We start from the raw sequence: 13,030 nt of genomic DNA on the forward strand, positions 1-13,030 counted from the left end.
TTTGGTTTAATTGTAGGCGTTTAGTTATCGTAAATGCACTGACAAAACAGGAAAGGCTAAAATTTTTCGAACAGATACCAGAACTCCTTTACAGTCAAACCCGCAATTACCAACCCGGTGACCACAGTCGTTAACCGGGCGATTGAAGATACCCTCTGACCTGATACAAAGTGACCATACTTCATGTTAAATCGGTATAAACCAATTAATAACCCGATCAACTCAGCAGCAATGATTAACAGCATTAACGAATATAAAGGGGTCATATTTTGATTAGGCCGCGTGACGCTGTAAAAGAATCGCCTTGGAATGAACAGGCCGTTGATAACGTAATGTGCCCAAGCCAAAAAACGTGGGACAAAATAGCAAGCGAAGATATTGACGACTGCACATATCAGAAAACGCCTTATCATGTTAGTTCGCCGGTTTGTCTTAACAGAAGACTAATTAATAAGACTGTTCTGATATTTAGGAGGTATTCCGTTAAGTGCAAAAATCTCAGAAGAGTCGTTTAATATGAAAAGGGATATGTTTCCAACCTTCTGTGAAGCATTGGGGTGGTCTAATTTAGCGGCACACTTTACTTGCGAGTTTTTGGTAGTACTGATTCTCAAAATGTTCCGGGCTTTGGTAGTCCAGCGACGAGTGCCTACGCACCCGATTGTAATAGATTTCAATGTAATCAAACATCTCCGCTTGGGCGTCCTTTGCATCTATGAACGCTCCGTCTTCCAGCATTTCTGCTTTCAGTCGGCTCCAGAACGACTCGGCAAAAGCGTTGTCGTAAGGGTCGTCGGCCCGGCTCATACTGGGCCTTATCTTCCACAACCTGACCAGTTCCCGCAGGTCGTTTGACGCGTACTGGCCGCCACGGTCAGAATGAACCACCAGGCCCGCGACGGGTTGCCTCGCCTGTAGGGCTCTGCGCAATGGAACGATGACCAGTGAGTCTTCCATGTTATCGTCGACCCACCAGCCCACTATCTTCCGGCTGAATAAATCCATCCAACTGGCCAGATAGGCCCATCCCCCGCCCACCAGAGGCAAGTACGTGATGTCGCTCACCCAGACTCGGTCAGGGGCACCGGGTAGCGGCTGATCCAGCAGCAGGTTGGGCGGCATGGGCCGTCCCACAATAGCCTCTCTTGTGTGTGCTGTCGGTTGTGCGCGGCACAAATGACTTGGGCTGGATAGGTCGTAACCCACTGGCTTTCATTAGGCTTCGAACCTGGTACCTTCCCAACTCATGGCCCCGTTCTCGCAACTCAGCCGTGATCCGACGGCTCCCGTATCTGCGCTTGTGTTCGCCAAACACGCTTTCCACTAAAAGCTTTTTTTCTTCCCTTCTAGCCGTGGGCTGGTAGCTGCCGCCTCTCCTGTAACGGTAGTAGGCAGTACGACTGGCTCCTAACACTGAGCAGAGCGTACTGATGGCAAACTCGCCGGACAGGGTGTCGATCAGCTCATAGAGCAGGTTCAGTTCGCGCGGCTGAAAATGCTCAAGGCTTTTTTTAAAATATCCCGCTCGGTTTCAAGCTGGCGAACCCGGTCTTTGAGCTGCTGGTTCTCAACTGAAAGCTCTCCCTGCTGAACCGACTTCCCCTTTCCCATTTTGTTCTTGCTTTTCCAGGTGTAAATTAAGCTTTCGGAGATTCCCAGGGCCTCAGCGATATAGTGGGCGGATTGGCCGCTGTCCACCATCCTGAGCACCTCCGCTTTAAAGGCTGCGTCGTACTTGCGGCGTTTTTTCTGTTCATGCATAAGCTTGCTAAGTTAAGCAAGTTCACTGTGCCGATAAACCGGACCATCTCACATCAAGGTCTATGGTGCAAAACCGACACTATGCGAACGACGGCTATTTTATCCTTATTCATTTTATTGAGTTGTAACGACCCTATAAACCAACGATGTGTGAAAGGTCGGTATATCACCAATTATTGCGGGGGTGTAGTTATCCAAGTTCTAAATAATAATCCAGTTGGCAGGGAGTTCAGGGTCAATTTTACTGAACCTGGCCAACGTTACGTGGTAGCGAGCTTGGATAGCGTTGTTTTTAAAGGCTTATCCAATTCAATTCTAACGCAGAGAGATTCTACTTTTTACTTTCAATATCGGGAAGGTGGCTATCCACAGAAAGCGTACGTGCTTTGCAAGCAACCCCCTTTCATAACAATTACTGCCCTGTCAGAGGGCAACTGTAAGTAAAACTATTTCAGTATTCAACGATAGCCCATGAAGATTTTCAAGATGACATATTTATACGCTACGCTGCTGGTGGTGAGTCTTGTATCTTGTAAAGATACAGAACCAAATATTGGTTTAGTATGTGACTGGCCGGCACAGTATAAATATGAAATGACACTGACTGACCAAGTCGGTAGAATGAGGAGCATTTTAAATAGTGGCAATGATACGATATATGTGATTGATGCCTACGGCGTGTCTGACAAAATTACATCAGGGAGTTTACTGACGTGTAATCTTCCTGGAAAAGCCAGAGTTGACGGTAAAGCCGTAAAAATCAGTGGTTATCTGTTGACTTTCCCCAATATTGACAGAACAGACATACCTGGGAATCCCTTCGAGATAACCTCTATTGAGTTAATAGAATAATGGCCGCTCCCGATGGGTAGTAGAGTAAAGGCTTGTTATTTCTTACTCTTCCCGTCTGGCTTGTTTACCTGCTCGGTTAGTGTTTTGGTATCGTTGGGGGCTTCCCGCGCAATTTCGGGCTTCTCGTCTGCTTGCTCCAGCTTTAGTGTCCACTGAACAGGTTTGGGAGCATACCACCTGTCATTGCCTTTGAGACATACTCATCATGAAACAGAATTTCAAGCTTCCAATACTCGAACAACACATTATTGTCAGAAGACGAAACAGGTTAATTGTAAGACTGCTTTACATTCTGCTATTTACTTCTCTTACCGCAGTGAGTCAGTCTGTGGCAGCTCAGGAGGAAAAATCTACTACCGTCCTGATAGCCCCTGCTTCTCAGGCAGACAAGTCGGGACTTTCCGACAGCAGTACGTCCAAATTGACAAGAATGCAGCAGTCTGGAACCTACGGGCTGATTTTGTTGGTCAAAGTGGGCAATCTGGCAAAAATTCAGAAGAATGGTGTCCTGACATTCACTATACCTGGCTTCAATGAGAGCGCTATCTATAAGGCAACGAAAGTGGTCGCCTATTCCGATTCGGATTTCACCTGGTCTGGCTCTTCGGCTAACGGACAACAGGCCCTTTTCATTTGCAAGAACGGAGAACTATCAGGAACCTTCCGTTTCGATGGAAAGTACTTCGGGCTTTATTCTATTGAGGGGCAGGTTTCGGTACTAACCCACCTCCGCACTGATCTGGAAATTAATTGTGACGTTGAGAATCCTTAAAGAAATTATTATTCCAACAGCAGTAAGAAGGAGTACTTACTTTTTCCTATTTCCCTTCAAGCTTCTTTGACTGCTCTGTCAGCGCCCTGCGCCATCTTCGGCGACTTCCCGCTTCTGATATCCTTCCTCAGGCATAATGACCTACTGATTTGCCCCTTCTGGCCGCTTGCCGGAGTCTTTTTTAACATCGACATAAAGTTTCGGGACAGGCTGTCAATAACCTTGCATTCGCCGGTTGTCGGACATATGCTGGTCGCGCTCCCTTTCCAAGTCCAGAGTGTACATACAGCCTGCAAATGTAAGGGCGACCCTCAACCCGTGTGAGATGCAGGCAAATTCGGCACAATGGCTCAGCCGATAGTCATGGTAATTGAGGTATTTGGGACAGCTACCCGCTGCCGTTAGTTAGACCCGATGGGACTGATGTGTTACAGTTTACTCGTTTAGGTGCGCAGTATGATGGAATTTGATTAAGTACACGACAAGGTGTAACGGAAAAAGAGGTGATATGGCTGCCTTTGCGAAATCCGGCGACGTGGCATTCAATTGATCGTTTTAAGGCAACGCCCCATGACCGTGCAAACGACTTGGGAGTTTTCCAGTGGCGGCTATCACCAGCCCAGAAGTGGCTCGAAGACCGCAAGGGACAGGCGCTAGATTTCGAGGGCATTCTGATTTCTGAGAAGAAAAATCAGTGGCGTGCTGCGTATGGTTGGCGGATTGTTTCAATCCTTCTTTATTGGATAGGTGCCTGAGAAGTTCGGAAGTTCGAATCCCTCAGCGCCCAAAAAAGCCGCTAAATCATACGATTTAGCGGCTTTTTTATGTACAATTGTGTATAAATGGCCAAAGTTAACACAACATGACGGTGTACAATTTCAATTTCGGCTACACTTCTGAATTCACCAACTGCTGCCTTTCTTAATGCCTGGTGTATTTCGTTCCATTTTGTTCACAGCCTGAATTACCACTGCAACAGAACGAGAGCTCCCTCAATGCAATAGAATGTGATTCTGAAAACTAGAGTACAGCTAGACGATTGATACCTCAGACCTACATAATCGAATGATGGTAAGAAGGACCCTTGTAAACCAGCGAATATGTTTAGCAGGCTCTTGTGATATGCTGTTCATTGGTAGATTTTTTCGGGAGAGGTGTTAACCTCTCGCCTGGCTTTCCAATGAAAATGCGCCTATAATTCTAGCCGTTTCCGGGACCTTTGCTTAATCCCCCTGCAAATTGCAGAATACGAGGATTTAATTTCAAAAATCGTTTCTTAGCATATAAATCCGCACATTTGGAGCAAGAACTGCTGTTGAATCAGTATTGTATAAAGTAGAAAAAGTCAATCATTTTGCCAAAGCAGTTATGTTTGAAAACTTACAGGAGTATAACAGGAGCATACTTTATGATCTCCGCATTGGGGAAGGGTATAAATGACTGACTATCAGTTATGATAATAATTTTAATTAGTAAAGTGATTAAATGAATGCAGTTGAGATTGAAGAAGCTATTTCGTTGCTAGCAGAACAGCCTTTTGTTCCTGCGGAATTTCCGTTTGCGTTCCTAGAAGCTTTTGGTAATAAGTCTACGACAATAAAACGACTGCAAACTGGCAATAACAACAAATCCGATATTGCGGGTGGTGTTCTACAGCATAACAACATTCATATTGCTGTCTGTGAAAAAGGTACGGTTTCCGACACGCTGAACATCCTTCGCGAAAGCCCAGCTACGACAAAGGCCAAGGCTAAATTCATACTTGCCACTGACGGCATGGAATTTCAGGCTGAAGATGTGAATAGCGGAGAGACAGTCGCTTGTGATTATCCGGCCTTTCATGATCACTTTGGCTTCTTCCTGCCTTTGGCTGGCATTAGCACTGTAAAGCAGATCCGGGAGAATGCCTTTGATATCAAAGCCACAAGCCGCTTAAACAAACTCTATATTGAGCTGCTGCACCACAATCCGGAATGGGCAACGGCAGAACGCCGCCATGACATGAACCACTTCTTGGCGCGGTTGATTTTCTGCTTCTTCGCTGAGGATACTGACATATTCACAGGGGATGGTCTTTTTACCTCAACTGTACAGCAAATGAGTACCGGGGACGCATCTGATACCGATGAGGTTATCAGTGAAATCTTCCGGGCGATGGACACTAAGCTGAATGAACGCTCTGCAAAAAAAATCAAGAATTGGGCAAATAGCTTTCCCTATGTAAATGGGGAATTGTTTTCTGGATCAATCGAAACACCGAAATTCACAAAGATTGCCCGATCCTATTTGTTTCATGTTGGCAATTTGGACTGGAAGCGCATCAACCCGGATATTTTCGGCTCCATGATTCAGGCGGTGGCCGACGATGAGGAACGCGGTGCATTAGGAATGCACTACACATCCGTGCCTAACATCCTGAAGGTGCTGAATCCGCTATTTCTCGATGATCTTCGAGCACAGTTAGAGGAAGCGGAAGATAACAGTAGAAAGCTTCTCAATTTACGCAAACGCATAGCGCGAATTCGCGTGTTTGATCCGGCTTGCGGATCGGGCAATTTCCTGGTGATTGCCTACAAACAAATGCGGGAGATCGAGCATGAGATCAATAAAGGACGAGGGGAGGGCGACCGACCAACCGAAATACCCCTAACCAATTTCAGGGGCATAGAGCTAAGGGATTTTTCGGCTGAGATCGCAAGGCTTGCACTCATCATTGCAGAATATCAATGCGACGTTCTTTATCGTGGACAAAAACTAGCCCTAGCCGAATTCCTACCGCTTAATGCTGAAAACTGGATTACCAGTGGCAATGCTCTTCGAATTGAGTGGTTATCAGTTTGCCCTCCTACCAGTAAAGGTGTTAACTTTTTTGGAGATGACCTGTTCAGCACTCCCCTTGACCAAGCAGAAATTGATTTCGAGAATGAAGGAGGCGAAACCTATATATGTGGAAATCCACCTTACTTAGGATCTACATGGCAAACGAAAGAACAAAAAGCTGATCTTGAGGCCATATTTAAGCATCTGACCCCCACGTGGAAGTCATTGGATTATGTCGCGGGCTGGTTTATGAAAGCGGCTGAATATGGTAGGCACACTAAGGTGGCCTCGGCCTTTGTATCTACGAATTCGATTTGCCAAGGACAACAGGTTCCCATTCTTTGGCCACTAATTTTCAAAACTGGTCATGAAATTGCTTTTGCTCATACCTCATTCAAATGGAATAATCTGGCTAGTCACAATGCAGGTGTTACAGTTGTGATTGTCGGTATATCCAAGCAGGCTGGAAAAACTCGCCGCCTATTTTCTGTCAATGAGGACGTCGAAACCATTGAGAAGAAGGCTGAAAATATCAACGCATATCTAGTTACAGGTGCTGATGTTATAGTCAGTAAAGAATCAAAGCCAATAAACAAATTACCTTCCATGGATTTCGGAAGTAAGCCGGTTGATGGAGGAAGTTTGTTTTTAAATTTAGCCGAAAAATCTTCTATAATTGCCCGCAACACGTCTATTGAGAAGTTTATTCATCCGTATTTAAATTCAGAAGAATTTATTAATGGAAAACAACGGTTTTGCCTATGGATCAACGATAATGATAAAGATGAAGTTTATGCTTATCCTGAAATTGTTTGGCGGCTTGATGCTGTCAAAAAAATGAGAGGAGAAAGCACAAAGATACAAACTCAAGAACTAGCAGCTTTCCCATACAAGTTTGGTGAAATTCGGCATTACGAAAGCAATTACACTATTGTCGTCCCTAGAGTAAGTTCCGAAAACCGTGATTTTCTTCCAGTTGGGCTAGTCAGAGGAAAAACCATTATTGGCGATCGGAACTTTGCACTCTACGATGCCCCCCTATGGAATATAGCTCTGATAGCCTCCCGAATGCATTGGATTTGGATTGGTACTGTTTGTGTTCGACTGGAAATGCGCTTTTCCTATTCCAATACACTTGGTTGGAATACATTTCCTCTTCCAACTTTGACAGCGAAGAATAAGGAGGATTTAAAAATCTGTGCAGAGGAGATTCTGATCGCGCGGGAGCGACATTTTCCTGCCACCATAGCTGATCTGTATGATCCAGACAAAATGCCCGAAGATCTTCGTCGTGCCCATGATCGCAATGATGAAGTACTAGAGCGCATCTATATAGGTAGACGCTTCAAAAACGACACTGAACGCTTAGAAAAACTCTTCGATCTTTATACTCAAATGACTATTAAAGGAAAAACTGTATGACAGAAAGAAAAGCCATACCATCCGTTACCGTAAACTATAAAAGCACCGGTAACTCTACCAAATCGAACGAGCTAGGCATGCGATCAATGCAGGAGCGAGCTTATGAAAAGCGTGGTGAACAATATTTGCTCATAAAATCACCTCCAGCCTCCGGCAAAAGCCGGGCGTTAATGTTTATTGCCCTTGATAAGCTAAACAACCAGGGTATCAAGCAAGCCATTATCGCTGTGCCGGAAAAGTCTATCGGCTCAAGCTTTGCCGATGAGCCGCTAACCAAATTTGGCTATTACTTCGATTGGCACGTGATTCCAAAATGGAATCTTTGTAACGCACCCGGTGAGGATGGCAGCAAAGTCAACTCTGTTAAGTCATTTCTCGAAAGTGAAGACAAAGTACTGGTTTGTACACACTCAACCTTCCGCTTCGCCGTAGAGCGTTTAGGGGTTGAAGCTTTTGACGACCGGCTAATCTCCATTGATGAGTTTCACCATGTCAGTGCCGATGAAGATAATGTTCTCGGATCGCATCTCAAACAACTGGTTGCGCGGGATAAGGTACATCTAGTGGCCATGACTGGCTCTTATTTTCGCGGGGATGCAAACCCTGTCTTAATGCCAGAGGATGAAGCCAAATTCGATACGGTCACTTATACGTATTATGAACAGCTAAACGGTTATGAATTTCTTAAGACTCTAAATATTGGCTATTACTTCTATAGCGGGGCTTATGCTGATGAGATTTTAAGTGTCCTAAACCCTGATGAAAAAACGATCATTCACATACCGAACGTTAATTCACGGGAGAGTATGGGTGATAAGGTCAAGGAAGTTGAGCATATTATTGAAGAATTGGGAGACTGGCAGGGTATTGATCCTGAAACCGGGTTTCATTTGGTCAGAACGCCGGAGGGCAAAACCCTGCGGATTGCCGACCTAGTGGATGATGATGCATCAAAGCGCAATAAAGTTTCTGCAGCATTGAAGCTACCGGAAGTTAAAACGAACCGTGACCATGTTGATATAATTATTGCGCTCGGCATGGCCAAAGAGGGCTTCGACTGGATATGGTGCGAACACGCACTCACTGTGGGCTATCGTTCCAGCCTAACTGAAATCGTACAGATTATTGGCCGTGCCACGCGGGATGCTCCGAATAAAACCCATGCCCGGTTCACTAATCTGATAGCAGAACCGGATGCTACAGAAGGGACTGTTACAGATGCTGTTAACGACACGCTGAAGGCTATTTCTGCCAGCTTATTGATGGAACAAGTTCTAGCACCGAGATTTAATTTTACGCCGAAAAATCCGCAAAGCGGCCCTGTCCAGGGATTTGATTACGGCGAAGGAGGCTATGATCCGAACAAAGAAAATGTTGGGTTTAATGAGGAAACAGGCCAGTATCAAATCGAGATCAAAGGGCTTGCTATGCCTAAAAGCGAAAGTGCACAGCGTATTTGCAAAGAAGATTTGAATGAGGTTATTGCAGCATTCGTGCAAGACAAACAAACCATCGAACGCGGCTTATTTGACGAGGAAGTAGTACCGCAAGAGCTTACTCAAGTCCGAATGGGAAAAATTATCAAGGACAAATTTCCTGAGCTGGATGATGAGGATGTAGAAGCCGTACGGCAACATGCAATCACTGCATTAAATCTGACACAGAAGGCAAAAGAAACCCTCAACAATGACAATGAACTAAGCAGTCGTAGCAATACGGCCCTAATTGATGGGGTGCGCAAATTTACCATGGATGTGCGTGAACTGGATGTTGACTGGATTGACAGCATCAACCCATTTAGTGAGGCCTACGCAATTTTATCCAAGGCAATGACAGAGCAAAGCCTAAAAGCTATGGCAGAAGTCATTTCAGGCAAAAAACTGAATTTATCATTGGATGAAGCGCGGGACCTTGCTAAACGGGCTTTAAAGTTCAAGAATGAGAGAGGCAGGTTGCCCGACATTAAATCTGCTGATCCCTGGGAACAGCGAATGGCACAAGGTATTGCGTTTCTTACTCGAGTAAAAGCAGAAGAAAGAAATGGCTAAAAACATGAAACTCACAGATGAAGATGATGCGCTTTTGGCAGAACTCGGGATTGAGATCGAGGCTAAAACATCTGTTAGGTATACTGCGAGAGAAGAGCGAATTATCGCCGGTTTTGAAGAAATTCAAAAATTTGTGGAAGAACAAGGGCGATTGCCAGAACATGGTGAAGACAAAGATATTTTTGAGAGACTATATGCAGTAAGGCTCGATCAAATTCGGAAACAAAATGATTGTATAAACCTTCTAAAAGATATGGATCATCAAAGCATTTTAGATCCCAATTATAAACCAGAAGCGGACATATTGGATGATATAGATGATGATGAATTACTGGCGCAGCTTGGGGTGGATGAAAATGAAGAGAATTCAATTACAAAGCTAAAACATGTAATACCTCGCGCTGAGAAAAAAGCCGCAGAAGAAATTGCCAACCGTACCCTATGTGAAGATTTCGAACAGTTTAAACCTCTATTTGACGCAGTAAAAAAAGATATTGAAACGGGGTTTAGAAATACTGTGCGATTTAGAAAAGATGCTGGCTTTACCAAAACTACGCTTAAAAAAGAGCAGTTTATTATCATTGGTGGTCAAATGGCATACATAGCCGAAATTGGAGAGACATTAAAGGCTCCAAACGGTGAAGATGATGCACGCTTACGCGTTATTTATGCGAATGGTACGGAAAGCAATATTCTACTCAGGTCTATTATTCGTGCAATGTATAAGGATGAAACAAGTAGATTCATAACGGACCCTAATTCAGGACCACTTTTTTCAGGTGAAAATAGTGAAGATGATCAGGAAAGCGGCACAATATATATACTTCGTAGCCTATCAAATCATCCAACAGTAAAAGAAAACAGGGATATAGTCCTTAAAATAGGGGTGACAGGGGGAGAGGTCAAAAAACGCCTTTCAAATGCCAAAAATGATCCAACATTTCTTATGGCTGATGTAGAGATCATCGCTACTTATAAACTCGCTAACATTAACCGGACGAAACTTGAAAATATTATTCATAAATTTCTCAGCTCAGCGAAGCTGGAAATTGAAATAAAAGATCGTTTTGGGAAGTTAGTGAAAGCAAGAGAATGGTTTTTGGTTCCAGTCTTCATCATTGATGAAATGGTAGAAAAAATCAAAGACGATACTATTGGTGATTATTATTATGATACGGCGTCAGCGAATATAAAAAAGTATTAGATCTAATGATGGAAAATGAGTTGGCTAACGAATTGATAAGGACTTTAATGGAGGAGTGTATGTTAAATAGTTTTAAGTGCTATTTTTGGTAGTTCAAATGGATATTTTTGTATCTATTATTTTAATATACTTTTCTCTATTTATTTTAAATTAATATATTTAAAAGGCCAATCAATGATTTTAACAGATAATGAAACTAAGGTAGATTTACTCAATAGTGAATCCATTGCCCATACTATCGTAAAGGTCATAAGAGAGCGTCCAGAACACCCAGTAACTATCGGGGTGCACGGAGATTGGGGGGCTGGCAAGTCTAGTGTCCTTGAGATGATAGAGGTTAGAGTAAAAAAAGAGGATTTAAAAGATAAAGTTGTCTGCATAAAGTTCAATGGCTGGCGCTTTCAAGGGTTCGAAGATGCGAAGATTGCTCTGATTGAAAATATCGTAACCGAACTCATCGAACAAAGACCATTATTGACAAAGGCCAGCGAAGAGGTGATTGACATCTTTCAGCGGATTGACTGGTTGAAGGTGGCAAAAAAGAGTGTAGGGCTAGGAATAACGGCCTTCACTGGTATCCCTACCGGAGCTGTAGTGGAAACTTTTTTAACTGGACTTCAGAACCTAGCTGCCAACCCCTTGGAAGGCGTCACAAAAGAAGGTGCCGATGATTTATTCAAGCAAGCTAGTTCTCTACTCAAGCCAAAAGATCCAAGTAAAAATGTTCCAAAGGAAATCTCTGAATTTAGAAAATCGTTCGATAAGCTCCTGAAAGCGGCAGGAGTTGAACAGCTTATCGTCCTGGTGGACGATTTAGATAGATGTTTACCGGATACAGCTATCGAAACCCTGGAAGCTATCAGATTATTCATTTTTACCAAAAAAACGGCTTTCGTTATAGCGGCGGATGAGGGGATGATTGAGTATGCAGTTCGGAGACATTTCCCTGATCTGCCCGATACGCTAATGCATCAATCATACACAAGGAATTACTTAGAAAAACTCATACAGATACCTTTTAAAATACCGATTTTAGGAGAAACAGAGACTAAAATTTATGTGACACTACTTTTGGTAGGTTCAGAGATTGGTGAAGGAAAGGATTTTGACAAACTGATTGCTGTAGCCAGGGAACGACTGAAAAAACCCTGGGAGAGTTTACCTCTGGATGCAGAGACAATTAGAAGTACACTTGGTGAGAAAGCAAAGGGTGTACAGAATACAGTTCTGCTTAGTGATCAGATTGGGCCAATCTTAGCAAATGGGGCAAAAGGTAATCCTAGAGTCATAAAACGGTTTTTGAATACCTTGCTTCTGAGACAACTTACAGCTGAGGCCAGAGGGTTTGGATCATCAATAAGTTTACCTGCTCTTGCGAAATTGATGATTGCTGAAAGATTCATCCCTCGTTTATTTGAGCAAATAGCTACTTCCGCAGCAACGGCTTCAAATGGAATATGTGAAGAGTTAAAATATCTAGAGATAAACGTTGCAGCCAAGGAAGAGGAGACAGAAAGTGATACTCTCAATGGCATTGAGAAGGTAAAGACTTCGAAGGAAAAAACGAAAACAAAAAGACAAGAGATTAATAATAAATCAGAGAGTCCTCTATTTTTGGAATGGGCTAATTCCGAAAACATCAAAGATTGGGCTAAAATCAAACCTTCCTTAGCTGATTTGGATCTGCGACCATATATATTCGTCGCAAAAGACAAGAAAGATTTTTTTGGCACATCTACCTCGTTAGGTCATCTTACTTTCTTGATAGAAAAACTGTTTGGAAAAAAATTCTCAGTACAAACACTCGAATCTGAAATCAAAGATATTCCTGCTTCCGATGCAATTCGAATTTTTGATGAAATGCGATCTAGAATAATTGGTAGTACAGATTTCACCAAGGAACCGGATGGAATTCCTGGTTTGATGCTTGTAGTAAAATCACATCCAGATTTACAAGGAAGGCTAATGAACTTTTTGGAAAGTTTACCTACAGCTTCGTTAGGGGTTTGGGTGGTTAGGGGCTGGGAGGGAATAATTACTAGTGAATCTGAGAAAAAGCGATTTGATAAACTTATCGACAATTGGTCTACCAATGGCAATCCGATTCTAATGGCCGCTGCTGGTAACGTTAAAAAAATAAGGTAGATAACT

General features: G+C 43.4%; 9 protein-coding genes. 6 read left to right on the forward strand and 3 right to left on the reverse strand.

Going from position 1 to position 13,030, the window contains the following annotated elements; all coding sequences use genetic code 11:
* Positions 1-567: 567 nt before the first annotated feature.
* The 3 genes from IE117_RS26305 to IE117_RS23945 all read right to left on the reverse strand — a co-directional run bounded on the left by IE117_RS26305 (position 568) and on the right by IE117_RS23945 (position 1,761).
* Complete coding sequence (locus tag IE117_RS26305) at positions 568-1,176, reverse strand: IS3 family transposase (RefSeq protein ID WP_445482620.1); 609 nt, start codon at positions 1,174-1,176, stop codon at positions 568-570.
* A complete protein-coding gene (locus IE117_RS26310) occupies positions 1,076-1,414 on the reverse strand; it encodes an IS3 family transposase (protein ID WP_308439299.1) in 339 nt (112 codons plus the stop codon). Before IE117_RS26310 ends, IE117_RS26305 begins: the two co-directional genes overlap by 101 nt.
* Positions 1,415-1,476: 62 nt before the next feature.
* Positions 1,477-1,761, reverse strand: a complete 285-nt coding sequence (locus IE117_RS23945) for a transposase (protein ID WP_189568219.1) — start codon at positions 1,759-1,761, stop codon at positions 1,477-1,479.
* Positions 1,762-2,232: 471 nt separating this feature from the next.
* Between IE117_RS23945 and IE117_RS23950 the strand changes: the two genes are divergently transcribed.
* From IE117_RS23950 to qatA, 6 genes are all read left to right on the forward strand, one after another.
* Positions 2,233-2,613 (forward strand): hypothetical protein, encoded by a 381-nt coding sequence (locus tag IE117_RS23950; protein ID WP_189568221.1) that lies wholly within the window; start codon positions 2,233-2,235, stop codon positions 2,611-2,613.
* Positions 2,614-2,818: 205 nt separating this feature from the next.
* The gene (locus IE117_RS23955; RefSeq protein WP_189568223.1) at positions 2,819-3,385 is read left to right on the forward strand and encodes a hypothetical protein; all 567 of its coding nucleotides are present in this window, start codon (positions 2,819-2,821) and stop codon (positions 3,383-3,385) included.
* Between the two features lie 1,485 nt (positions 3,386-4,870).
* Complete coding sequence (locus IE117_RS23960; RefSeq protein ID WP_189568225.1) at positions 4,871-7,627, forward strand: class I SAM-dependent DNA methyltransferase; 2,757 nt, start codon at positions 4,871-4,873, stop codon at positions 7,625-7,627.
* A complete protein-coding gene (locus tag IE117_RS23965; RefSeq protein ID WP_189568227.1) occupies positions 7,624-9,675 on the forward strand; it encodes a DEAD/DEAH box helicase in 2,052 nt (683 codons plus the stop codon). The genes IE117_RS23960 and IE117_RS23965 overlap by 4 nt, the downstream gene beginning before the upstream one ends.
* 4 nt (positions 9,676-9,679) lie before the next feature.
* On the forward strand, positions 9,680-10,879 hold the full coding sequence (locus tag IE117_RS23970; RefSeq protein ID WP_229581398.1) for a GIY-YIG nuclease family protein: 1,200 nt from the start codon (positions 9,680-9,682) through the stop codon (positions 10,877-10,879).
* 174 nt (positions 10,880-11,053) lie between these two features.
* On the forward strand, positions 11,054-13,024 hold the full coding sequence (qatA, locus tag IE117_RS23975) for a Qat anti-phage system ATPase QatA (protein ID WP_189568231.1): 1,971 nt from the start codon (positions 11,054-11,056) through the stop codon (positions 13,022-13,024).
* Positions 13,025-13,030 lie beyond the last annotated feature (6 nt).

Source organism: Persicitalea jodogahamensis (genome assembly GCF_014651615.1).
GTDB lineage: Bacteria > Bacteroidota > Bacteroidia > Cytophagales > Spirosomataceae > Persicitalea > Persicitalea jodogahamensis.

Excerpts from the sequence above, each read along its gene's own strand:
- IE117_RS23955 (WP_189568223.1), top strand. The coding sequence starts at position 2,819 with ATGAAACAGAATTTCAAGCTTCCAATACTCGAACAACACATTATTGTC.
- qatA (WP_189568231.1), top strand. The coding sequence starts at position 11,054 with ATGATTTTAACAGATAATGAAACTAAGGTAGATTTACTCAATAGTGAA.
- IE117_RS23960 (WP_189568225.1), top strand. The coding sequence starts at position 4,871 with ATGAATGCAGTTGAGATTGAAGAAGCTATTTCGTTGCTAGCAGAACAG.
- IE117_RS23970 (WP_229581398.1), top strand. The coding sequence starts at position 9,680 with ATGAAACTCACAGATGAAGATGATGCGCTTTTGGCAGAACTCGGGATT.
- IE117_RS23945 (WP_189568219.1), bottom strand. The coding sequence starts at position 1,761 with ATGCATGAACAGAAAAAACGCCGCAAGTACGACGCAGCCTTTAAAGCG.
- IE117_RS23965 (WP_189568227.1), top strand. The coding sequence starts at position 7,624 with ATGACAGAAAGAAAAGCCATACCATCCGTTACCGTAAACTATAAAAGC.
- IE117_RS23950 (WP_189568221.1), top strand. The coding sequence starts at position 2,233 with ATGAAGATTTTCAAGATGACATATTTATACGCTACGCTGCTGGTGGTG.